The 22,146-nt window shown below is 73.7% G+C and carries 22 protein-coding genes; 14 read left to right on the top strand and 8 right to left on the bottom strand.

Annotated features, from left to right (window positions below):
* Nucleotides 1-72 precede the first annotated feature (72 nt).
* Genes ABT369_RS26215 through ABT369_RS26200 form a run of 4 tightly spaced genes read left to right on the top strand, consistent with a single transcriptional unit; the run spans nt 73 to nt 2,991 of the window.
* Nucleotides 73-501, top strand: coding sequence for a DJ-1/PfpI family protein (locus tag ABT369_RS26215; RefSeq protein ID WP_350615736.1), 429 nt, complete (start codon nt 73-75; stop codon nt 499-501).
* A gap of 34 nt (nt 502-535) precedes the next feature.
* A complete protein-coding gene (locus ABT369_RS26210; RefSeq protein WP_350615735.1) occupies nt 536-1,576 on the top strand; it encodes a phosphotriesterase family protein in 1,041 nt (346 codons plus the stop codon).
* Between the two features lie 12 nt (nt 1,577-1,588).
* Complete coding sequence (locus ABT369_RS26205) at nt 1,589-2,254, top strand: type 1 glutamine amidotransferase domain-containing protein (RefSeq protein ID WP_350615733.1); 666 nt, start codon at nt 1,589-1,591, stop codon at nt 2,252-2,254.
* A complete protein-coding gene (locus tag ABT369_RS26200; RefSeq protein ID WP_350615731.1) occupies nt 2,251-2,991 on the top strand; it encodes an SDR family NAD(P)-dependent oxidoreductase in 741 nt (246 codons plus the stop codon). The genes ABT369_RS26205 and ABT369_RS26200 overlap by 4 nt, the downstream gene beginning before the upstream one ends.
* Nucleotides 2,992-3,047: 56 nt before the next feature.
* Here the strand turns inward: ABT369_RS26200 and ABT369_RS26195 are convergent, their stop codons facing one another.
* Nucleotides 3,048-3,245, bottom strand: coding sequence for a hypothetical protein (locus ABT369_RS26195; protein WP_350615730.1), 198 nt, complete (start codon nt 3,243-3,245; stop codon nt 3,048-3,050).
* A 153-nt stretch (nt 3,246-3,398) separates the two neighbouring features.
* Between ABT369_RS26195 and ABT369_RS26190 the strand changes: the two genes are divergently transcribed.
* Together ABT369_RS26190 and ABT369_RS26185 are read left to right on the top strand one after the other, a co-directional pair.
* Nucleotides 3,399-3,614 (top strand): DUF3311 domain-containing protein, encoded by a 216-nt coding sequence (locus ABT369_RS26190; protein WP_350615728.1) that lies wholly within the window; start codon nt 3,399-3,401, stop codon nt 3,612-3,614.
* Between the two features lie 35 nt (nt 3,615-3,649).
* On the top strand, nt 3,650-5,245 hold the full coding sequence (locus ABT369_RS26185) for a sodium:solute symporter family protein (RefSeq protein WP_502891824.1): 1,596 nt from the start codon (nt 3,650-3,652) through the stop codon (nt 5,243-5,245).
* Here the strand turns inward: ABT369_RS26185 and ABT369_RS26180 are convergent.
* Entirely contained in the window at nt 5,242-7,152 is a 1,911-nt protein-coding gene (locus ABT369_RS26180; RefSeq protein ID WP_502891822.1) for a family 43 glycosylhydrolase, read from the bottom strand. The genes ABT369_RS26185 and ABT369_RS26180 overlap by 4 nt on opposite strands.
* Before the next feature lie 218 nt (nt 7,153-7,370).
* Between ABT369_RS26180 and ABT369_RS26175 the strand changes: the two genes are divergently transcribed.
* Nucleotides 7,371-8,690, top strand: coding sequence for a phenylacetate--CoA ligase family protein (locus ABT369_RS26175; RefSeq protein WP_350615724.1), 1,320 nt, complete (start codon nt 7,371-7,373; stop codon nt 8,688-8,690).
* Here ABT369_RS26175 and ABT369_RS26170 read toward each other — a convergent pair.
* The gene (locus ABT369_RS26170) at nt 8,611-9,834 is read right to left on the bottom strand and encodes a hypothetical protein (RefSeq protein ID WP_350615723.1); all 1,224 of its coding nucleotides are present in this window, start codon (nt 9,832-9,834) and stop codon (nt 8,611-8,613) included. The genes ABT369_RS26175 and ABT369_RS26170 overlap by 80 nt on opposite strands.
* Nucleotides 9,835-9,966: 132 nt before the next feature.
* On the opposite strand from ABT369_RS26170, the gene ABT369_RS26165 reads away from it, so the two are divergent.
* Nucleotides 9,967-10,899 (top strand): GNAT family N-acetyltransferase, encoded by a 933-nt coding sequence (locus tag ABT369_RS26165; RefSeq protein ID WP_350615721.1) that lies wholly within the window; start codon nt 9,967-9,969, stop codon nt 10,897-10,899.
* Between the two features lie 92 nt (nt 10,900-10,991).
* On the opposite strand, the gene ABT369_RS26160 is transcribed toward ABT369_RS26165, so the two are convergent.
* Nucleotides 10,992-11,573, bottom strand: coding sequence for a hypothetical protein (locus ABT369_RS26160; protein ID WP_350615720.1), 582 nt, complete (start codon nt 11,571-11,573; stop codon nt 10,992-10,994).
* A gap of 96 nt (nt 11,574-11,669) precedes the next feature.
* On the opposite strand from ABT369_RS26160, the gene ABT369_RS26155 reads away from it, so the two are divergent.
* Nucleotides 11,670-12,266: a TetR/AcrR family transcriptional regulator gene (locus tag ABT369_RS26155; RefSeq protein ID WP_350615719.1), complete on the top strand. Its 597-nt coding sequence runs from the start codon at nt 11,670-11,672 to the stop codon at nt 12,264-12,266.
* Between the two features lie 64 nt (nt 12,267-12,330).
* Nucleotides 12,331-12,750 (top strand): NUDIX hydrolase, encoded by a 420-nt coding sequence (locus ABT369_RS26150; protein WP_350615717.1) that lies wholly within the window; start codon nt 12,331-12,333, stop codon nt 12,748-12,750.
* A 6-nt stretch (nt 12,751-12,756) separates the two neighbouring features.
* On the opposite strand, the gene ABT369_RS26145 is transcribed toward ABT369_RS26150, so the two are convergent.
* Complete coding sequence (locus ABT369_RS26145) at nt 12,757-13,548, bottom strand: hypothetical protein (RefSeq protein ID WP_350615715.1); 792 nt, start codon at nt 13,546-13,548, stop codon at nt 12,757-12,759.
* A gap of 118 nt (nt 13,549-13,666) precedes the next feature.
* Nucleotides 13,667-13,966: a carbohydrate-binding protein gene (locus ABT369_RS26140; RefSeq protein WP_350615714.1), complete on the bottom strand. Its 300-nt coding sequence runs from the start codon at nt 13,964-13,966 to the stop codon at nt 13,667-13,669.
* Nucleotides 13,967-14,267: 301 nt separating this feature from the next.
* Between ABT369_RS26140 and ABT369_RS26135 the strand changes: the two genes are divergently transcribed.
* Nucleotides 14,268-15,383, top strand: a complete 1,116-nt coding sequence (locus tag ABT369_RS26135) for a GH12 family glycosyl hydrolase domain-containing protein (protein ID WP_350615712.1) — start codon at nt 14,268-14,270, stop codon at nt 15,381-15,383.
* Between the two features lie 57 nt (nt 15,384-15,440).
* Here the strand turns inward: ABT369_RS26135 and ABT369_RS26130 are convergent, their stop codons facing one another.
* Complete coding sequence (locus tag ABT369_RS26130) at nt 15,441-17,459, bottom strand: hypothetical protein (RefSeq protein ID WP_350615711.1); 2,019 nt, start codon at nt 17,457-17,459, stop codon at nt 15,441-15,443.
* 46 nt (nt 17,460-17,505) lie between these two features.
* Here ABT369_RS26130 and ABT369_RS26125 point away from each other — a divergent pair, with 46 nt between their 5' ends.
* A complete protein-coding gene (locus ABT369_RS26125; RefSeq protein ID WP_350615709.1) occupies nt 17,506-17,766 on the top strand; it encodes a hypothetical protein in 261 nt (86 codons plus the stop codon).
* 76 nt (nt 17,767-17,842) lie between these two features.
* Nucleotides 17,843-18,061, top strand: coding sequence for a hypothetical protein (locus tag ABT369_RS26120; protein ID WP_350615785.1), 219 nt, complete (start codon nt 17,843-17,845; stop codon nt 18,059-18,061).
* Between the two features lie 6 nt (nt 18,062-18,067).
* Here ABT369_RS26120 and ABT369_RS26115 read toward each other — a convergent pair whose 3' ends face one another.
* Nucleotides 18,068-20,818, bottom strand: a complete 2,751-nt coding sequence (locus tag ABT369_RS26115; RefSeq protein WP_350615708.1) for an Hsp70 family protein — start codon at nt 20,816-20,818, stop codon at nt 18,068-18,070.
* A gap of 172 nt (nt 20,819-20,990) precedes the next feature.
* Here ABT369_RS26115 and ABT369_RS26110 point away from each other — a divergent pair, with 172 nt between their 5' ends.
* On the top strand, nt 20,991-22,115 hold the full coding sequence (locus ABT369_RS26110; protein ID WP_350615707.1) for a sensor histidine kinase: 1,125 nt from the start codon (nt 20,991-20,993) through the stop codon (nt 22,113-22,115).
* Nucleotides 22,116-22,146 lie beyond the last annotated feature (31 nt).

Here is a 22,146-nt window from a genome sequence, read left to right as displayed (position 1 = left end):
ATCCACCGTGTGGCAAACTGCAACTGGTTCGTTTAGTAGACCAGTTCTCTCGAGAGGCCAGGTCACTCCCCCATGACGTTGTCCAACCGTTCGATCGTCGTCTTCGCCTTCGACGGCTACCAGGAGCTCGAGTTCTGGTACCCGGTCCTGCGCGCCCGGGAGGAGGGGGCGCAGGTCAAGGTCGTCGGCCCCGGAGCGGGTCCGTGCGAGAGCCACCTGGGCTACCCGGTCCTCGGGGACACCGCCCCGGACGAGGTCGTGGCCGGGGACGTGGACGCCCTGGTCGTGCCGGGAACCGTGACCGGCCGCCCCGCGGTCAGCGACGAGCAGGTGGCGCTCCTGCGGCGGCTGCGCGCGGCGGAGGTTCCCGTCTTCGCGAGCGGCTCCGGCGCCCACCTGGTCCGGGAGCTCGTCCTCGACGTCGATCCCGACCGCGTCGCGGCGGACGCCGACGCCCTTCCAACCCTGTTCACCCGGCTGCGGACCGAGCTGGCCGGCTGAGCCGCCGCTCGTCGACGTCGAAGGAGCGTTCGTCATGCAGATCTTCCGTACCGTGCTCGGTGACGTCCCGGCCGAGGAGTCGGGCCGCATCCTCACCCACGAGCACCTGCTCTATGGCTACCCCGGGGCCGAGCTTGACCACCGGACCGTGTTCGACCACCCCGCCGCCGTCGAGCGGGTCAGCGGCCAGATCGTCGACGGCATGCTGCCCAACGGGTACCGCACGCTCATCGACATGACCCCGCCCGAGGTCGGCCGCCACCCGCAGTTCATGGTGGACGTCGCCCGGCGCACCGGCATCAACGTCGTGGCGATCACCGGGTTCTTCCCGGAGCGCATGGGCGTGCCGTACTACTGGCGCCGGCAGACCGTCGAGGAGCTCACCGAGTTCTTCGTGCGCGACCTCACCGAGGGCATGGTGTTCGCCTGGCAGCAGACGCCCTACAAGGCCGGCGCCATCAAGATCGCCACCGGCCAGGAGAGCGTCTTTCCCAAGCCGAGCCCGGTCGGTGCGTACGGCCGCCACGTCCACGAGGTGGAGGACCGCGTGATCCGGGCGGCCGGCAAGGCGGCCATGGCGACCGGCTGCGGCATCAACACCCACATCGACCCGATGGACTTCGAGGTCACGAACCCCGGCCGCGAGCAGCTGGAGATCCTCGACGAGGTCGGCATGGACCTGTCCAAGGTGATCATCGGCCACGCCTTCGTGCCGCCCCAGGTCGCCATGATGCGCGAGATCCTCGAGATGGGCGCGAACGTCCAGCTGGACCACATCGGCATTCCCTGGCGCATCAGCAGCGCGGAGGAGCTGGACGAGGCGATGGCCGACGCCCTCGTCGAACTCATCGGGGACGGCTACCTGGATCGCATCGTCCTGTCGTTCGACCGCTGGTTCTTCAACCCCCGGGCGACGGTCACCGAGTCCGACCCGCAGCTGGAGAACGAAAAGGTCAACCTGAACTACATGTTCACCAGCTGGGTCCCGCGCCTGAAGTCCAAGGGCGTCACCGACGAACAGCTCGACCAGATCATGATTCACAACCCCCGACGCATCCTGTCGATCGCGGTCTGACGGAGGACCTGGATGGAACTGCAGAAGGCTCGAGTCGCCGTCCTTGCCGAGAACCTGTACCAGGAGCTGGAGCTGTGGTACCCGGTCCTGCGGCTGCGCGAGGCCGGCGTGAGGGTCACGATCGTCGGCGCCCGCGCCGGCGAGGTGTACGCCAGCAAGCTGGGCTACCCGGCGGTGGCCGAGGTCGGCATCGCGGACGTGTCGCCCGACGACTTCGACGCGGTGATCGTGCCCGGCGGCTTCTCCCCCGAGTACCTGCGCCGGGAGCCGAGGTTCGTCGCGTTCGTCCGTGCCCTGCACGAGCGGGCCGCCCCGGTCGCGGCGATCTGCCACGCGGGCTGGCTGCTGGCGACGGCGGACATCGTGCGGGGGCGGGCCGTCACGTCGGTCCCCGTCATCAAGGACGACGTCATCCACGCCGGCGGCGACTGGCGCAACGAGGCGGTCGTGGTCGACGGCAGCCTCATCACCGCCCAGCTGCCCAACGACCTGCCCCAGTTCCTCGCCCGGATCCTCGACGCCCTGGCCGCCGCGGACGCGAAGGGCGGCGACGTCCCGGCCGCCGTCCGCGACGCCACGCCGAGCTCGGCGGTCTACCGCGCGGCGGCCGTGGTGAAGAACCGGGCGGCGGGGCCGGGATCGGCCAACTACCGGGCCTACGCGGTGGCGGGCGAGTGACCGTCGCGCTGGTCGCCGGCGGCGCCACCGGCATCGGACGGGCGACCGTCCGGGCTCTGCGCGCCGCCGGGACCGACGTCTACCTGGCCGACGTCAACGACCCGGCGGCGCGGGAGGTGGCGGCGCAGGAGGCCCCGGGGCGGATCGCCGTGGGGCACCACGACCTGACCGACCGGCACGCGCCGAAGGCCGCCGTGGACGCCGCCCTGGCGGCCTTCGAGCGGCTCGACCACGTGATCGTGACCGCCGGCCTGCACGTCGTCGCCCCCTTGGAGGACTTCGCGTTCGAGGCGTGGGAGGCGACGATGGCGGTGAACGTGCGGGCCCCGTACCTGCTGGCCCAGGCGGCCGTGGGGGCGCTGGCGGAGACCCGCGGCAGCATCGTGTTCACGGGCTCGACCGCGGCCCACCGCGGCAGCCCCGGCACGTTCGCCTATGCCGCGTCCAAGGGCGCCCTCGTCAGCCTGACCCGGTCGCTGGCGGTCGAGCTCGCGGGCCGCGGCATTCGCGTCAACAGCGTGTGCCCGGGGTGGATCGACACCCCGTTCAACGATCCGTACTGGAACGCGCAGGCCGACACCGAGGCCGCCCTGAACGGCATCGTCGCGCGCGTGCCCCTGGGCCGGCAGGGCGATCCGGAGGAGGTGGCCGCCCTCATCGTGTACCTGCTCGGTCCGGGCTCGGCCTACCTGACGGGACAGTCCGTGATCGTCGACGGCGGCCTGCTCTCCGCCTGACATCGGGCGGGCCCGGGCGCCGCCGGGTCCGGTCTCGTCCACGTTCGCGGCAAATGTCACGATGTGCAGGTGCCGAACACGTGATAGGTGTCGACGGCGCAACGGTTGGGCACGGTGCGGGCGAGCGCCGGCGAGCGCGCCGGGGCCGCGGGCGACGACGCGAGCAGGGCCGCCGCGACCACGATCGCCAGCCGCGGCAAAGGCCGGCGCAGCTGCCCCGGCGTCCGGGGCACGCAGTGGTCCAGGTCGATCACCCGGTCCATCCTACCGCCCGCGAAGAGTCCACAGTGGAGGGACGCCGGGCGACGGCCGGTCCGGCCCGCGCGGGCGTGACGGACGGGGTTCCACGCGATGTTACTTGCCAGTACCATCGCGCCACACCCCGGATCCGTCCGCAAGGAGGCTCGATGGCTCCGCCCGCCCGACGACGCCGCCGCTCCGGCTACTGGTTACTGGCCGTACCGACGATCGCGCCGCTGCTCACGCCCCTGTACGACCGGGCCACCCCGATGCTGTGGGGCGTGCCGTTCTTCTACTGGTACCAGATGGCCTGCGTCCTGCTGGCGATGCTGATCCTCGCCACCGTGCACCTGCGCAACCGCCGCCGGGAGTTCGACCGGTGAGCGGCGGGGTCGAGTCCGCCGTCTTCGCCGGGCTCATGGGCGCGATGCTGCTGCTCGGCATCGGCGCGGCCCGCTGGCGGCGCCCGCGCGACATCCACAGCCTCGAGGAGTGGGGCGTCGGCGGGCGCGCGTTCGGCAACTGGACGACATGGTTCCTGCTCGGCGGGAGCATGTACAGCGCGTACACGTTCGTCGCCGTCCCCGCCCTCACCTACGGCGTCGGCGCGATGGGCTTCTTCGCCATCCCGTTCGCGACGATCACCACCCCGCTGTCGTTCATCTTCACCACGCGGGCCTGGTCGGTGGCGCACCGGCACGGGTTCGTGACCCCCGGGGAGTTCACCGCGGCCCGGTTCGGCTCCCGCGGGCTCGGCGCGGCCGTCGCGCTGACCGGGATCGCGGCCACCATGCCCTACATCGCGGTGCAGCTCAGCGCGTTGCAGGCGGTGCTGCAGACGGTCGGGCTGGCCGGCGAGTGGCCGCTGCTGGCCGCGGTCACCGTCGTGGCGCTGTGCACGTTCCGCTCCGGCCTGCGCGCGCCCGCGCTGCTGTCGATCGCCAAGGACGTGCTGCTGGGCTGGGTGGTCGTCGCCGCGCTGCTCATCGTGGCCATGAACGGCGGCTGGGGCGAGTCGTTCAAGCGGGCCGGCGCGCACTTCGCCGCGACCCCGAACCCGTCGGACGGGCTGCTGCTGGGCGGGTCGGCCGGGCAGAGCGCGTACCTCACCCTGGTCATCGGCTCCGCGTTGTCGATCTTCGTGTACCCGCACGCGCTGACCACCATGCTCGCCGCCAAGGACCGCTCGACGGTGCAGCGCAACGCCGCCGCCCTGCCGATCTACTGCCTGGTGCTCGGGCTCATGGCGATGCTCGGCTTCTTCGCGCTCTCACAGGGCGTGCTGCCGGTCGGCCGCGACCTGAACACCGTGATGCCGCAACTGTTCCACGGCCTCTTCCCGCCGTGGTCGTCGGGCATCGCGCTGGCCGCGTTCGGCATCGCCGCGCTCATCCCGGCCGCGGTCATGTCCATCGCCGCCGCGAACGCGTTCACGCGCTCGATCTACCGCGCCTACCTGCGCCCGGCCGCCACCCCGGCGGAGGAGGCGCGGGTCAGCCGCTGGACGTCGCTGGTGGTGAAGATCGGCGCGGTCGGCTGCATCCTGCTGCTCGACCCGGCGTTCTCCGTCGACCTGCAGCTCATCGGCGGGGTCATCATCCTGCAGACCATCCCGGCCGGCTTCATCGGCCTGCTGACCAACTGGTTCCACCGCCTGGCGCTGATCGCCGGGCTCGTGGCCGGGCTCGCGGCCGGGGTGGTCATGTTGTACCGCATCCCGCAGGCCGGCCCCGGCGGCACGATCGCCAAGGCGCACTTCGGCGGCTCGATCACCACGATCGGCGGCTGGCCGGTGTACGTCGGGATCGTCGCCCTGCTCGTGAACCTCGCCGTCGCCGTGGCCGGCACGCTGCTGCTGCGCGCCGCCCGGGTGCGCCGCGGCCGCGACCAGACCCGCCCCGACGACTACGACGCGGACGCCGACGACCCGATGGTCAAGCGCCTCGAGAACCTCCTCGACGGCCTGCCCACGAGCCCCGCCGGCGTCCACGCCGTGCACCGCCATCCGCGCTAGAAGACCCGCAGCTCGTAGATGCGCGCCGCGCCGTCGGCACCCTGGGTCGGGGTGCCGGCGGTCAGGCGCACGTACCGCCCGGAGACCCCGGTGACCGGGTGCGTGGTGTTCGCGGCCGTGTTGTTGGTGACGTTCACGGCCTGGGTCCACGTCGTGCCGTCGTTGGAGACCGCGATCGTGAACGCCTTCGTGTTGTACGCCGCCGCCTCCCCGCCGGCCTGGGCGTGCGCGACCTCGAAGCGGGTGATGCTCTTCGTCGCGCCGAGGTCGACCTGCAGCCAGGGGCCCGCGACCGACGAGCAGAACTTGTCCGAGTTGCCGCCGGAGACGCTGCCGTTGACCGCCTTCTCCGGGCCCTCCGACGCCGCGCACGGCGTCGAGCCGGTCGCGGGGCGGCCCTGGGCCAGGTTCGTCCCGGGGCCGGTCGGCGCGCCGACGGCCACGTTGTCGAAGGCGGCAGCGGCGTTGAAGACCCGCACGCCGTCGGCGCCGGAGGCGTAGGTCGCGTCGGTGACGGAGATCCTCGGATTGGCCATGTCGTCGACGTACACCTTGATCGACGATCCGATCGCGGTCACGCGCAGGTGGTAGGTCGTGCCGGCCGCCACGGTGAGGCCGGCCGTGCCGAGCTGGGTCCAGTTGTTGGCCGCCCGGCCCAGCACCACCCGGCCGGCGGGGCTGATCCCGGCGTAGTAGCCGTTGTACGCGTCCGTGCCATTCGCCGCGCCGGTGGCCCGGAACACCAGGCCCGCGTCGCCGGAGCCGGACGTGACGGTCACGTCGGCGTCGTAGGTGAAGTCGCCGAAGTTGGTGTCCAGCAATGCCTTGCCGCCCAGCGAGCTGCCGGCCTCGTAGCGGCCGCCGACCGCGGCGAAGCTGCCGCCGTAGGTCTTCCAGCCGAGGGCGTTGCCGTCGGCGAAGTTGTCCTTGACCCGCATGGTGACGCGCTGGATGGTGCCGTCGGCGTTGAAGTTCATCCGGTCGTAGGCGAGCTGGCGGTGGTTGCCGTCGGTCTCGCTCAGTGGGCGGCGGTGGTAGAAGATGTACCAGGTGTCGGTGCCCGGCACGTTGACGACCGAGTTGTGCCCGGAGCCCTTCGCGACCGCCGGGTCCTGCGCGAGGACCTTGTCCAGCTTCGTGAACGGGCCGGTCGGCGAGCTCGACATGGCGTAGGACACCGAGTAGTCCGGGCCGGTCCAGCCGCCCTCGGACCACATCAGGTAGTACTTGCCGTTGCGCTTGAACATCTGCGGGCCCTCGGTGTACCCGGACGGCGTGATCTCCTTGTAGGTGCTGCCGTCGGGGAAGGTGCCGATGCTCGTCATGTCGGCGTTCAGCCGGGCGACGTTGGCGTGGCCGTGCCCGCCGTAGTAGATGTAGGCCTGCCCGTCGTCGTCGACGAAGACGTCCTGGTCGATGGGCCGGGCGCCGTTGTAGTACTGCCCGATGAGCGGCTTGCCGATCGCGTCGCGGTACGGCCCGGCCGGATTGTCGGCGACGGCGACGCCGATGCCGCCGAGGGCCGAGTTGTTCTGGATGTCGTTGGCCCCGAAGTACAGGTAGTACTTGCCGTTGCGCGCGATCGGGGCCGGCGCCCACACCGCGTAGGACGCCCAGGAGACGTTCGCGGTCGTGAGGATGTTGCTGTGCTTGGTCCACGTGACGAGGTCGGTGCTGGAGAAGGCGTCGAGGTAGGTCTGCTCCGCGTAGCTCTTCGACGTGGTCGGGAAGACCCAGTAGGTGTTGTTGTAGATGGCGATGTCCGGGTCGGCGTACCAGCCGTCGGCGAAGGGGTTTCCGGCCTCGGCGGTGGTGTAGTCGGTGATGGCGGCCGCGGCGGGGGCCGCGGGCGCGAGCACTGCGAGGAGCCCGGCGGCGGCGAGGCCGGCGAGCAGGCGTCGGTTCATCGGTGGCGGCTCCGATGCTGGAGGGAAACGCTCAGGTTCCGTCAAAGATGCACACAACCCAACGGACGAGTCAAGCGTCATCGATGGTTTGGAGTCGCCGGTTCTGTCAAGACTTGACCCACGGCGCAGGGGCATGCCATCGAGCATGGTCGCTCTGATCGATCGTTTGGGTCGGAAACACGACCGCGCTCTTGATATCGACGGCGATCATCACTGCGATGGATCGCATGAGCCAGGGTGCCGCGGTGGCCGTTCGCGAGCTGTTGTACGCCGCCGCCGCGCTGATCGCCCCGCGGCGGTCGGTCGCGGCGATCGAGCGGCGGCAGCTCGCCGGGGTCAACGCGATGCTCGCCGCGGCCCGGGCGGATGTCGCGCACTACCGCGACCCCGCCTACGCCGGGCCGCTGCGTCGGCTGCCGGACCTCGCCGGGCTGCCGATCGTGACCAAGGCCCAGGTCCGCGCGGACCCCGAGCGCTTCCACGCCCCTGAGCGCGGCTGGTTCCAGACCGACACCACGGCCGGGTCGACCGGCTCGGTGCTGCGGGTGCGCCACGACGCCGGCGCCTACGGCTACCACGGTGCCACGCTGCTGCGCCGGTTCCTGCGGGCCGGCTGCCGGCCCTGGTGGACGATCGCGCACCTGAAGCCGTTCCCCCGGCCGAGCCGCTGGTTCCAGCGCTTCGGGGTCTTCCGGCGCACCGTGGTGCACGCGGGGCTGCCCGAACGCGAGCTCGCCGAGGCGATCCTGGCGCTGCGGCCCGGCGTGCTCATGGGCTATCCGGTGATGCTGCGCGCGGTGCTGCGCGAGCTGACCGGCGAGGAGCTGGCCCGGCTGCGGCGCTCGCTGCGGCTAATCCTCAGCGAGTCGGAGCTGCTCACGGCCGAGACGCGGGCGCTGCTCAGCGAGGGCTTCGGGGTGCCGGTGCGCGACGAGTACTCGGCGTTCGAGGTGCTCACCATCGCCACCGAGTGCCGCCACGGGTCCATGCACGTCGACGCCGACCGGGTCGTGTTCGAGGTCGTCGACCCGGCCGACGGGCGCCCGGTGCCGCCCGGGACGCCCGGCGTGGCGGTCGTGACGCACTTCCGGGAGCGGGCGATGCCGCTGGTGCGGTACCGCATCGACGACCGCGTCGCCGTGGTGCCCGGCGCGTGCCCGTGCGGGAGCCGGTTCGGCCGGATGCGCCTGCTCGACGGGCGCATCGAGGACAGCCTGGTGCTGCGCGACGGCACCGTCGTCTACTTCGGCGCGTTCGCGGCGGTGACCCTCAAGCAGCCCGGCATCGCCGAGTTCTCGGTGCGCCAGGACGAGGCCGGCGAGGTGACGGTCTCGCTGCAGCTGGACCCGGCGGCCGGGCTCGGCTTCGACGAGGTGTGCGACGGTGTGCGCGGGATGCTGCGGGACCTGCTCGGCTTCGACCTGCCGCTGCACTTCCGGCGCATCGACCGCCTCGAGCTCACGCCGGGCGGGAAGGCTCGCCTGGTGCGCTCCCGATTTCGGCCCGGGGCGCCGGGGTCCGCGGCCGGGCCGCCGTGAACAGCCACGGCACCCGCGCCAGCCAGCCGGCCGCCATCGCCACCAGCGCGCCGGCCGCGCCGCCGGACGGCACGAGCAGCAGGCCGGCGAGGGCCACGACACCGAGCCCGGCCAGGGCGCTCAGCGCGGAGTTCAGCCTGGCCCGGTCGTCGATGCTCTCGATCACGAAGGCCGCGCCGGAGACCGCCAGGAACGTGACGATCTCCACCGCGAGCGCGACGACCACGTTGCCCGCCAGGCCGGCGGCGACGGTCACGACGAGCCCGGCCGCCCCGGCGATCACGAGCCCGCGCCGCAGCCGGACCGGCGCCGAGGCCGGGCCGGCCGCCAACCAGACGAGGATCGCAGGTTGCCAGAGCCGCAGGACGTAGTTGCTGAGCGCGCCGAGCGCCACGGAGACGGTCAGCCCGACGTACAGCAGGCTGCCCTGGGCGGCGGGGGCGAGGGCGGCCAGCTCGGCGTAGAGCACGGAGACGGCCGCGTTGCCGAGCACGTCGCCGGCGGCGAACAGCCCCGCGGTGCGCAGGGCGGCGACGACGGCCGCGCGCCCGAACCCGCGCCTGACGGGCCGCAGCACGAGCAGCAGCACGGCCACGACCGCGGCGGTGACGGTGATGAGGAACGCGAGCACGCCGCCGACCCCGAGCCCGGCCAGGGCCGCGAGGGCGACGGCGGCGCCGTACGCGACGGACAGCACGGCGTAGGCGGCCGGGTCGGCCCCGGGGCGGCCGCGCAGCCGGAGCAGGGCGACGAGCACGGCCAGGGCGCCGGTGCCGGTCATGAAGGCGATCCCGGCGGCGTAACGGACCGCGGGGCCGCCGGGTTCCACCAGCCCGGCCGCCGCACACGCCGCCAGCGACAGCGCGAACGGGAGCAGGCCGAGCGCGGCGAACATCCCCTCCAGCGCCCGCCGCTCGGCCGGGACCGGGTCACCGGCGGCGACGGGCTCCAGCGTGACGAGCGCGGACCGCTCGACGCCGGTGGCGGCCAGGGCGAACGCCCACAGCCCGACGCCGACCGCCGCCGCGTAGCCCGCGAACCGGTCCGGGCCCCAGACGGCCAGCAGCGCGAATCCGGCGCCGTACTGGGCCAGCCGCCCGGCCCCGCGTCCGGCGAGCAGCAGGGCCACGGTGCGAGCACGCATGCCGCCATTGAAGCATCCGCATCCATCACCGGACTCGTCCTCGAGCTCGCCGACCCCCTCTCCCCCGCCCCGCCGCCGGGCTGGGCCGAGGCCGTCAAGCATGCGAACCTGCACCACCTGTGGGACTGGCCGGTGATCCACACGATCGCGGCCGAGCGCGGCGGCGGCGTGATCGCGGGCGTGTTCCGCGACGGCGGGCGCCCGATCGGCCTGGCCGGGGCCCGCGTCCACGGGCTGGGGCGGCGGCGCGTGCTCGGCGGGGTGGCCGACGTCGAGCACCCCGCGATCGGCGCGCTGCCGGGCCTGGGCCTGCCGGACGGGCTGCCGGGGACGCTCGACCCGGCCGGGCGGCCGGGGCCGCAGCTGCTCGGCGAGGCGGTGCTCGCGTTCGAGCGGGCGGTGCGGGCCGAGTTCGGGCCCAGGGTGCCCGCGATCGCCTATCGCCAGGTGTACCGCGACGAGCTGCCCGTCTTCCTGCCGGGCGTGACGCTCGTGCGGGCCGGGGCGCCCGTGGCCGTGCTGCGCAACCGGGGCGGGGGCTACGAGGGGTACCTGGGCACGCTGAGCAAGTCCCGCCGGGGCGACCAGCGGCGGCTGCTGCGGCGCATCGACGCCGACCCGGACACGGTGGTCTGGTTCGGCCCTCGCGAGGAGGCCCGCGTCGACCTGGCCGAGATGCACCGGCTCAGCGCGGACGCGGCCCGGCGCAACCACACCGTGCGCTGGCCGCCGCTGCGCATGTGGTCGCCGCGGCTGTTCGAGACCATGATGGCGCTGCCTGAGGTGCGCGTGCTGACGTACCGGGAACCGGGCGGCGCCCTGATCGCGGCGACGGCGATGTTCGACCATCCGGTGGCGCCGCTGCTGGGCCCGTGGGCGGCTCCCCCGCTCGGCGACCGGCGCACCGGGCTGTGGTTCGACCAGTTCAGCCGGCAGCTGCGGTTCCTGCTCGACGCCGGGCGGCCGATGGTGCTGGCGGGCAAGGGGGCGCGCGAGGCCAAGGAGTCCCTCGGCTTCACGTTCGAGCCGCAGTGGACGGTGCTGCGCCGGATCCGGAGGGTGTGAGCCCCGCCCGGACCGGTGGCGGCCGGCCCGGGCGAGGTTCGTGAGAGCGCTCTCACATTGTTGTACGTCGATACTTTCGGCGTGTCAACCGGTCAGCCGAAGTCCTCGGCAAACACGGCCGCACCGAACGCGGCGACCATGGTCAGCACCCAGAGGCCCTCGACCACGCGCAGGCCCGTGGTCCAGCCGGGCGAGGTGAACGCGCACGGCTCCAGGCTGGAGCGGTGCTTGCCCGCGGGGTCGACGTGCAGCCGGGTGTGGTCCCCGGGGCCGAGGCCGCGATCGCCGCACGGGATCCAGCCGAGGTCACGCTCGGTCTTGTCGTCGCTCACGCGGTACTGCCAGGCGCACCCGTTGTCCGTGGACACACACCGCGTGTCCATGACCGTGACCGCCTGCCACTGGCCGGTGCGCACCTCGATGTCGATGGCCACGAGCCAGATCAGCGCCCCGACGAGCAGCAGCGCCGGGAAGTACATCACGCAGCCGGCCTCGCCGTCGCCGGTCACGATCACCCCCACGACGAAGGTCAGGATCAGCCAGGCGACGAGCCCGATGACCACGGTCGCGGCCCCGCGCCACCAGCTCGACGCGCCGATGTGCCCGGCCCAGAAGCACAGCCCGCCCGCGCCCGCCACGACAGCGGCGGCCAGCAGTCCCCGCAGATACCGCATCGCCCGCCTCCCCCGCACCCCGGACGGCCACGAGGGTATACACCGTGGGCAATACCCGGCTTGACGGAGTGAGCACTCACTCCTTAGCGTGGACGCATGACGGAACCCAGCGCCCCCCGGCGGCGCGCGCCGGGCATGAGCACCGAACAACGCCGCGAGATGATCCTGCAGACCGCGCTGCCCCTGGTCGCCGAGTGCGGCAGCGCGGTCACCACGGCCCAGATCGCCCGCGCCGCGGGCATCGGCGAGGCGACGATCTTCCGCGTCTTCACCGACAAGGACGAGCTCATCCAGGCGTGCATCGCGCGCGCCCTCGACCCCTCGCAGCTGCTGAGCCACCTGGAGACGATCTCCCTCGAGCAGCCCCTCGCCGACCGGCTCGTCGAGGCGGCCGAGGCGCTGCAGGGCCACCTCGGGCGGATGGGCGCGGTCCTGGGCGCGCTCGCCTCGACCGGCCGACCCCTGCACCGCACCCCGCCGTCCGGCGCGCCCGGCCGCGAGGCGTCACAGGCCGCCACCAAGGCGGCCGTCGCCGACCTGTTCGAACCCGAACGGGATCGGCTGCGCATCCCCGCCGCGGTCGCGGCGGACGTGTTCCTGGGCCTGATCTTCGCCCGGGGCCGCTCACCGCTCGCGCCGGACGTGACCGCGGCCGAGCTCGTGGACCTGTTCCTGCACGGCGCCCTCGCGTGAGCCGCCCGCCGGCCGTGGCGGACCACGCGGCCTGACCGCGGCCCGCGCGGGATAGTCTCGTCGCGTGCCAGTGCTCCGCATCGTCGCCGCCGTGCTCCGCGATCCCGAGGGCCGCTGGCTGCTCGTGCGCAAGCGCGGCACGAGCGTCTTCATGCAGCCGGGCGGCAAGCTGGAGCCGGGCGAGGCCGCCGCGGACGCCCTGGTGCGCGAGCTGGCCGAGGAGCTGGGACTGCGCGTGGACCCGTCGGCGCTCGGGCACGTGGGCCGTTTCGAGGCCCCCGCCGCGAACGAGGCCGGCTTCACCGTCGACGCGGACGTCTACACCGCCCCGCTGTCCGGGCCGGTCGAGGCGCTGGCGGAGATCGAGGAGCTCTACTGGCTCGACCCCGCCCGCCCCGCCGGCGTCGAACTCGCCCCGCTCCTGCGCGACCACCTCCTGCCCGCGCCCGCGGCACCGTCCGGCCGGGACGGCACCGCGGGCTGAAGCGGCTCAGCCGATGAGCTCGTACACCGAGGCCGGGCACTCGATGGCGCCGGCCGGGACGGTGACGGGGTCGATCGAGCCGTACCCCGTGAAGGTCAGCTCCATCGCGAGATCCTCGTCGATGGAGGCCCCGTCGATGGTGAACACGGTCAGGCGGCCCTCCTCGTCGAGCGTCGCCTTGAAGGGGATCGCCTTGGCCTTCGCGCCGGCCTTCTGCACCGAGTCCTGCGTCGGGGCCAGGGAGCCCCGCACCGCCGACACGTCGATCGTGCCGGTGTAGTGCGTCTTGTCCGTGCGCTGCACGTCCGCCGTGCCCGACAGCAGCTCGGTGATGCCGACGTCCAGCTTGCCGTCCTCGGAGAGCGGGAGCGCGTTGCCGGTGAGCTTCGCGCGGTCCACGTGCATCCAGGTCGTCGGGTCCATGCCGTAGTGCTCGTTGAGGGTGTCGCCGAAGTCGGCCTTGATGTAGAGCTCCGGCGCGAGCACCGTGTAGCCGAGCGAGAGGCGCGTGACGCCGACGCCGGTGCCCAGGTCGACGGTGCCGCCCATGGAGAGCACGGCCTTGCCCGCGGCCGGGTCCACGCGGCCGCCGCCGGTCATGACGCCCTGCTTGACGGCGACGTTGAACGCGGTGGTGTCGAGCGCCTTGACCGACTTGGCGAGCGCCTCCGGCGGCGGCAGCGCGGTGTTCACGGCCCGGGCCGAGGCCGGCGTGCTGGTGGTGGTGACCGAGGTTTCGCAGCCCGCCAGGGAGGCGAGCGCGAGCGCCCCGACGAGCGCGACAGTTATGGGTTTCATGAGCTGTATGTCCTCCAGGTAAGACGTGCACCCGGAGGGTAGGGGCCGCGCCGCAGCGGGGGCTACGACGCGTCTTACAGTGTCGGCAACCAGCGGTGGAACGGTCGGATAGGTTGCCTCAGGCCAGGCGCACGAAGTCGAGCTCCGCGCAGCCCGACGCGCGGGTCAGCACGACCCGGTTCGGGCCCGCGCGCAGCGTGACCGTCGCCGTGGCCAGACCCTCGCCGCCGTCCTGGGCGGCGGTGTCGAACCAGTGGCCGGTCGGCGCGTAGGCGACCGTCCCCTGCGCGGCCCCGTCCACCGTGATGCCGTGCGTGGTCGGCAACGCGGTGCCGTTGTTGTAGCCGACCCCGATGCGGTACTGCCCGTCGGCCGGGGCGTCGAGCACGAACGCGACCGAGGAGTCGACGGAGGCCACTTCCGCGGGCGTGTCGGCGCGGCCTGGGCACCCGGGAGGGCGGCCCAGGCGGACGACGCGACCAGCAGGGTGGCGGCTCCTGCGAGTACGAGTCTCCTCATGAGAACACAGCGTGATATGGGAGCGCTACCACGGGCAAGCAGTTTCGAAAACCGTAGATGAAAAATGTGCGCTGAGCTAGCTTTTCTCCGCCTGATTGGGCACCGCCAAGCCATCACAAGGAGTCACATGGCTGAAGCGTTTCCGCGCGCTTTTCATCGCCGCGGCCACCGGTGTCGCGGCCGTCGCGGTCGGTGTCGCCATGGCCCCGAGCGCGCACGCCGACACCGCGATCTGCGAGAAGTACGGCTCGACGTCCATCGCCGGCGGTAAGTACATCGTCCAGAACAACAACTGGGGCGACGACACGACCCAGTGCATCAACGTGACCGGGACCGGCTTCGCCCTGACCCGCTCGGACCACAACAAGCCCACGAACGGGGCGCCCGGCTCGTACCCGTCCATCTACGCCGGCTGCCACTACGCCAACTGCACCAGCGGCTCCGGGCTGCCGATGCGGGTCTCCGACGCGGCCTTCCAGAACGTGAACACCAGCGTGTCCATGGGCTTCGCGGGCGGGCAGTGGGACGCCGCCTACGACATCTGGTTCGACCCGACCGCGCGCACCGACGGGCAGAACACCGGCGCCGAGCTCATGGTGTGGCTCAACCACGCGGGCGCGCCGCAGCCGGTCGGCGGCCGGGTCGCGACGGTGAGCATCGCCGGGGGCACGTGGGACGTGTGGTTCGGCAACATCGGCTGGAACGTCGTGTCGTACGTGCGCACGGCCGGCACCGGCTCGATCGCGTTCAACGTGCGCGACTTCTACAACGACATGCTCGGCCGCGGCTACGCGCAGAACAGCTGGTGGCTCACGAGCGTCCAGGCCGGGTTCGAGCCGTGGCAGGGCGGCGCGGGGCTGACCGTCAACACCTTCACGTACAGCACCTCGGGCGGCAGCACCGGTGGCGGCGGTGGCAACGCGCAGACCATCGTGGGCCAGGGCTCCAACCGGTGCGTGGACGTCGACGCGCAGGGCACCGCCGACGGCACCAAGGTGCAGCTGTGGGACTGCAACAACAGCGGCGCGCAGAAGTGGGTCCGCAGCGGCAACACGTTCGTGAACCCGCAGTCGGGCAAGTGCCTCGACGTGCGCGGCCAGGGCACCGCCAACGGCACCCAGGTCTGGCTGTGGACGTGCCTGGGCAACCCGGCCCAGCAGTGGATCGTCAACGGCAACGGGACCATCGTGAACCCGAACTCGGGCAAGTGCCTCGACGCGTCCGGCCGCGGCACCGCCAACGGCACCGTCCTGCAGATCTGGGACTGCTACGGCGGCGGCGGGACCCAGTCGAACCAGGTCTGGAGCATCCGCTGAGACGTCCGGGCTGATGTGCCCCGGGCCGGCCGTCCCGACCGGCGGCCGGCCCGGGTCTCAGGGACAGGCGTCGGCCAGCTCGTGCAGCTGGGCGGCGGTCCAGCGCTCCTCGCCGTGCCGGTTGACCAGCACCAGCTCGGCGACCGCGGGCCGGCCGCCAGGGCAGAGCGTGTCCGCCGCCGCGGCCCGGTTGCGCGGCTCGCGCAGCAGGCTCACGAACCCGGGGCGGCCGAGGTCGTGCTCGGGGCGGGTCGGCTCGAGGTACACCATCAGGACCAGCTTGCCGGCGGGCGCCGGACGGTCCGGCAGCAGGCGGTCGCCGGTGACGGCCGCGAGCCGGTACACCTTCCCGGACGCCGTGTCCGTGAGTGAGGGGGTCCGGTCGTCCAGCCGCAGGCGCGCCCCGGGGTCGTTGCGGAGCAGGTTCGCGGCCAGCTCCAGCTCACGGCGGAACGGCAGCTGGTCGGCGGCCGGGGCGGCGCCGGACGCGTTGCGCAGGATCTCGGGCAGCGCGTCCGGGTTCTCGACGCGGCCCGACCCGGTGATCATCCGCACCTCGGGGATCAGCTGCCCGGCGATGACCAGGTCGAGCGCGGCGAGCACCCGCTGCCGGTCCGCCGGCGACAGGCTCGGGCGGCCGCGGACCATCGCGTCGGCGGCGCTGAGGAGCACCGTCTGCAGGGCGGGGTCGAGCTCCTTGACCCTCGGCGACTGTGACGGGTCGAGCTGCAGCGCGGCGACCCGCTGCCGGGCGGCGGGGTCGAGGCCGTCGAGCGCCGGGCAGTACACCTGCGCGTTGTAAAGGGCCCTGGGGGCCTGCTCCCGGAACGTCATCGACGGCGTCGTGCGGGACTCGCCCGGCGCCAGCACCCCGAGGCGCGTGCTGCGCGGCTCCATGCCGGGGTTCACGGTCGCGATGAGGGTCGCGTCGCAGGGGGCGGTGCCGGTGTTCGTCACCTTCACCGTCCACGCGCACTGCCCGCCGCCGCAGCCCTCGTCGTCGGGCTGGGTCACGAACCGCGGCGCGGTGAGCGGCACCGTCGCCTGCGTGAGCGGCGGCTCGGGCGCGTCGGCGGCCGCGGCCCGGTCCGGCGGCGGGAGCACCTGCCCGACCTGCTCGGCGACCTTGGCGAGCGCGGCACCGTCCGGAGTGGACAGTGTGACGCCGACGTAGGGCGGGACGTTGTTCGGCTGGTGGGCGGGGACGAAGTGCGGGCCCGCCCCGCCGCCGCGATGCAGCGCGGCCGGCTGCAGGGGGCCGAAGCCGGTCAGGTGGCCGCCGAACCACACGACCGAGCGCGGCTCGGCCCGCGTGAGCAGCAGCAGCCAGCCGGTGTTGTCGAGCAGGTCGGCGTCCCCGCCCGGCCACGGCACGGTGCCGGCCGCCTTCGGGTGCCCGGACGCGGCGAAGCGCACCGACTCGGCGATCCCCTTCGGCGTCAGCGCGCGGGTGATGTCGATCGGCAGGATGAGCCCGTCCCGGGGCAGGATCCACTTGTCGGCGAGCGCGGACGCCTGCCCCGGGGCGCGGCGCGACCACCAGTCGGCGTCGGCGCGCACGACGGTCCGGGTGCCGTTGGTGCGCACCTCGGCCCGGCCGCCGCCCGGGTCGGTGACGACGCCGGTGCCGAGCCCGGCCGCGGTGACGGTGAACTCGGCATCGACGAGCGTGCCGTTGCGATCGCCGAAGGTCAATGCCGCCGTCGTACCACCCGATGCCGCGATGGCCGCGACCGCACCCGCGATCGCGTCGGAGGGAGACTTGTTCGCGGACGGCCGCAGCACGACGAACCCGGCGACCGCCGCGACCGCGACGGCGAGCACCACCCCGGCGGCGATGAGCGCGGCCGGCCGTCGCCTCGCCCTCACCGGAGCCGGCGGAATGTCCGCGGCCTCCGGGACGTCCAGGGCCTCCGGGATGTCCGGGGCCTCCGGGATGTGCGGGGCCGGCGAGATCGGCGCCGCTTCGGGCTCGGCCCACCGGGGCGGGGAGGACCACGGCGAGGGCGCGTCGAACGGTGACGGCTCGGCCGGCCGGGCCCACGGCGACGGCTCCTCCGGCTCGCGGTCGGTCATCGCCCTCACCCTCGGTTACCGAACGTCATCGATGCGGTGCGCTGCGATGGTACTCCCCGGCGCCGGTGGAACCGCATGGAACGCGAGCCAGGGCGTGACGCCGGTCCGGCTCCAGCCGCCCCTGCCCGCCGCCCTGCACGTGCTGCACCGGTGGGCGCCCGCCGTGCGCGTCGAGGCGACCGCGGGCAGCGCCCCGATCCAGTTCGTCTCCCCGTGGAACGAGCCCCTGACGCGGCTGGCCGCCCGGGGCCGCCTGCGCACCGCGTACGTCGGCGTGGACAGCGTCGTGGCCGGGCCCGCCGCCTGACCGGCGACGGCTCAGCCGCCATACCGGACAGCGTGCCACAGCGCTTAGCACCGGCTCGGGCGGGTACTGCCTGGGCATGGACGACAACACACCGATCATCTCGGGAAATCCGGCCGCGGCCCGTACGGTCGACGCGTCCGGGCAGCACGCCGCCCGCACCGGGGCGGACCAGGAGTGGACGGCGGAGGATCTGGCCGCGGCCGACGGGCGCGACCCGACGCCGGGCAATGTGCGCCGGGCGCAGGCGGAGCTCGACGAGTTCGGGCCGGCGGCGATCGAGCGGACCGTCCCCTAGCCGTGTCTATCGGCGGCCGACCGGCACCAGGCAGAACTGGGCGTCGTCCTTGATGACGAACGGCTGGTTCACGTCCGGGCAGCGCTCGGCCTTCGGGATCTGCTTGGTGATCTCGAAGGCGCCGCGGGCGTCGCAGTCGACGACCGTCGCGCGATCGGCGGTCTGGGCCACGCACTCCCCCACCTGGAACCGCCGCTCCGGCAGGGAGCCGGTCATGTTCAGCGCGACGACGGTACCGGAGCCGAGCGCGACCAGCGCCACGAACAGCGTGAGCGCGGCGCTGACCGGCGGGCTCAGCCGCCTCCGCCGATGTGCCCGCGGCCGTGTCGTCTCGGGCTTGGCCTGCGACTTGGCCCGGCGCCAGTGGAACGCTCGCGTGCGGGCCTCCTTGCGCGGCCGGTCGGCGAGGGTGAGCTTCGGCGCGGGGAAGCGCGGCGCGGGCGAGACGGCGACGTCGGACAGCGGCGGCTCGGCGTCGGGGTTCCCGCCGTCGTCGCCGTCCATCGGGTCGGCGAGGTCGCCGCGGCGGGCCGACTGCATGTAGCGGCGGACCACCCGGACGAGCGCCCCGAAGTCCTCGACGTCCGTTTCGGCCTCGACCTTCGTGGTCGTGCCCGCCTGCTCGACCACCGGACGGGCTTCCTCGGGCTGCTCGTCGACTTCGTCCTCGTCCTCCGTCCCCGGTTGCTGGGGGTCGCTGATGGCGCGCAGGGTGGCCAGGAGGTCGGGCTCCTCGACCGCCTCGCTGCCGGAGACGGACGCCCACGGCACGAACTCGGACGCCGCTTCCTCTTCTTCTTCCTCTTCCGCGGCCTCCTCGATTTCCGGCTCTGGTTCAGGCTCGGGCTCGGGCTCGGGCTCGGGCTCCGGTTCTGGTTCCGGCTCCGGTTCTGGTTCCGGCTCTGGTTCGGGCTCCTCGAGCACCGGCTCGGGCTCGGGCGTCGGGATCGTGGGCGGGGCGGCCGTCTCCTCCGACTCGCGCAGGGTCCGGAACTTCGTCACCATCAGGTCGAGCTCGGCCTCGAAGACGTCCAGTTCCGCACCGGCCGCCCGCAGCCCGATCCCCGCCGCGTTCAGGTCCGTGTCGGCCAGGTCCATCTCGCTGCGCAGCTGCATGACCTCGTTGGCGATGGAGACGAGGTCGGCCCGGACCGTGCGGGCCCCGATCTCCGCCGCCCGGCACTCGGCCCGGATGGCCTTGAGCTCCTTCTCGAACCGCCAGGGCTTGTCCTGCTCCAGCGCCCACAGCTCGGCCCGGATCTCCCAGGGCTCCAGCTGCTTCGGCTTGGCGGCGGCCGCCGCGGGCGGGGCGGCCGCGATCGCCGGAGCCGGCTCGACCGGCGGCGGCGCCACCGGAGCGGCCGCGGCGGCGCGGGCGTCGTAGAGCATGCGGCCCGTCTTGCGGGGAGCCGAGGCCGCGCCGGTGCGCCACGGCGCCGACGGGGGCGCGCCCGCGGCACTCTCCCGCCTCAGGGCCGCCCAAGGGTCCTCGGGGGGACTGGCGGGCGCGGCGGCCGCCCAGTCGGACGCGGCCTGCGCGCCCGCCTGAGCCGAGGCCGCCCACACCCGGCCGCCCGGGTTGGCCAGCGGAGCGGCGGGACGGACGGCGCGGCGGCCGTCGGGCTGCTGCTGCAGCGCGGCCCAGATCTCGTTCGGGTCCACACGAGGGCCGCCCGCGGGAGCCGGGGGTGCCGAGGCCGGGGCCACCGGGGCCGCTGCGGGCGGGGCCGGGCGCGGGCGGCGCGGGACCGGCGAGGGCTCGGCGAGCAGGGCGCCCTCGGCGAGGACGGGGCCGTCGAGGTGTACCGGCAGCACCCCCAGCGTCTCGACCAGCATCTCGGTCACGAGCGGGGTGTGCGCCAGGCCGCCGGTGAGCAGCACGCCCGCCAGCTCCGGCACCCCGGCCGCCGCGACCAGGGACGCCGCGGCGTGCATGGCGCGCTCGAACGCGGGCCGGGCCAGGTTCTCGAACTCGGTGCGGGTGAGGGGCGTGCCGGAGGCGGACCACGGTACGGGGATCGTGGCCGCCTTGATCGCGCTCAGCTCCTCGCGGCCCTCGCGGGCGCCCTCCAGCAGCGCGCGGTCGGGCTTCCAGCGCCACACCTTGCGCCGGGCGAAGGTCGAGCCGAGGTGGGTGAGGATCGCGGCGTCGAGGGCCAGGCCGCCCGCCTCAAGGACGGTGGCCGAGGAGAGCACGGACACGGTCCGGCCGGTGCGCTGGACGACGGCGGCGTCGGCGGATCCCGCACCGAGGTCCAGAACCACGGCCGCGGTACCGTCCGGCAACGCCAGCAACCCGAGCTCGTCCGCGTGCAGTGCCGCGGCCGCCGGCTCCGGCACCAGCCGCAGCGGGCGCAGGCCGACCAGCGCCGCCGCCTTCTCCAGCACCTGCGTCTGGGGCCGGTGCCAGTGCGCCGGGTGCGTGATCGCCACGCTCGCGACCGGGCCGCCGACGACCTTGCGCGCGACGGCCGCGATGTGCGTGAGCACGGCCGCGAAGAGGCTGCGGACCGGGCACTCGACGCCGCCGAGCACGACGGAGCCCTTGTCGATGGTGCGGCGCGGGAACGGCTCGAAGCGGTCCGGGTTCGCCTCGCCGGCCGTCCAGGCGGCGCTGCCGGCCACGAAGTGGGGCGCGTTGTCCAGGCACACCGCGGACGGCTCGAGCAGCAGCAGCTCGCGCCGTCCGTCCGGCCTGGCCAGCACCGCGGTGGTGCGTGCGGTGCCGAAGTCGATCCCCAGGTGGTAGCCCCCCACGCGTACCAGTTAATACGACCAAAGCGGGTCAAAGGCCACAGAACGGCGAGGACGGATGCGTACGTTGCGCGGGAATCGGGCGGTCGCGCCGTACAACGGACAAAACCGGCATCCGCGGAAGTCGTACTTTGGTCCGATCCGCCCCGCGGGTCTCGCCCATACCATGAGGAAGATGCTCGCTCGACTGCGCTCTTTCTGGGACGAGGCCGGCCCGGCCGACGCCCCCGTGCGGGTGTGGCGGGACTGGGTGCTGTTCGCCGGGTTCGCGGTCGCGATGGTGCTCGAGGTGCTGCTGCGGCCCGAGTTGCCCTTCCGCTGGTTCGCGGGCGCCGTCGGCCTCGCTGTGCTGCCGTCGCTGCTGATCCGCCGCACCCGGCCCCTGGCCGCGGTGGCGATCGCGTTCGGCGCGTGCGGGCTCGCCCCCTTCGTCACCGGGCTCGACCTGGGGCTGAACGCCTTCGTGTTCGTGCTCCTGCTCGGCTACGCCCTGACCCGCTGGGGCTCGGGCCGCCAGACGATCCTGGGCACCGCGATCATCCTCGCGAAGCTGACGGTCGGGCTGCTCGCCGGCCATTCGGGGCCGAACGACACCCTCGGCGGGGTCGGCATGCTGTTCGCCGTGACGGCCCTGGGGGCCGCGGTGCGGTATCGCGCCCGCGCCCGCCACCGCGAGCTGGACCAGGTGAAGCTCCTCGAGCGCGAGCGGCTCGCCCGCGACCTGCACGACACCGTCGCCCACCATGTCTCGGCGATGGTCATCCGCGCCCAGGCCGGCCTGGCCACGGCCCCGTTCAACCCCGACGCCGCCACCGACGCGCTGCGCCTCATCGAGGCCGAGGCGACCCGCGCCCTGGCCGAGATGCGCGGCATCGTGCGGGTCCTGCGCACCGACGAGCCCGCCGACCTGGCCCCCACACCGGGCCTGGCCGACCTGCACGGCCTCGCGGGCGCCCACCGCGCGGGCCCGGCCGTCGATGTGGCGGTCACCGGCGACCTCGACGACCTGCCGGCCCCGATCGGCACGGCCCTGTTCCGCCTCGCCCAGGAGTCGGTGACCAACGCCCGCCGCCACGCCCGCAACGCGACGCGCATCGAGGTGCACGTGGAGGCCGACGGCGCCGCCGTGCGGCTGCGGGTCACCGACGACGGCGACGCCCCCGCGTCCCGCACGCCCGCACCGGCCGGCTTCGGCCTGGTCGGCATGGCGGAGCGGGCCGGCCTGGTGGGCGGCACGTGCTCGGCGGGCCCGGCCCCGACCCGCGGCTGGATGGTCACCGCGGTCCTCCCCCGCGCCTGAGACCCGCCCCGTCCGCCCTGTCCGCCCCGGC

Source organism: Dactylosporangium sp. NPDC000244, assembly GCF_040300725.1.
Lineage (GTDB): Bacteria > Actinomycetota > Actinomycetes > Mycobacteriales > Micromonosporaceae > Dactylosporangium.
Note: the sequence above shows the minus strand (reverse complement) of the source record. Positions and strands in the feature narration are given on the sequence as shown.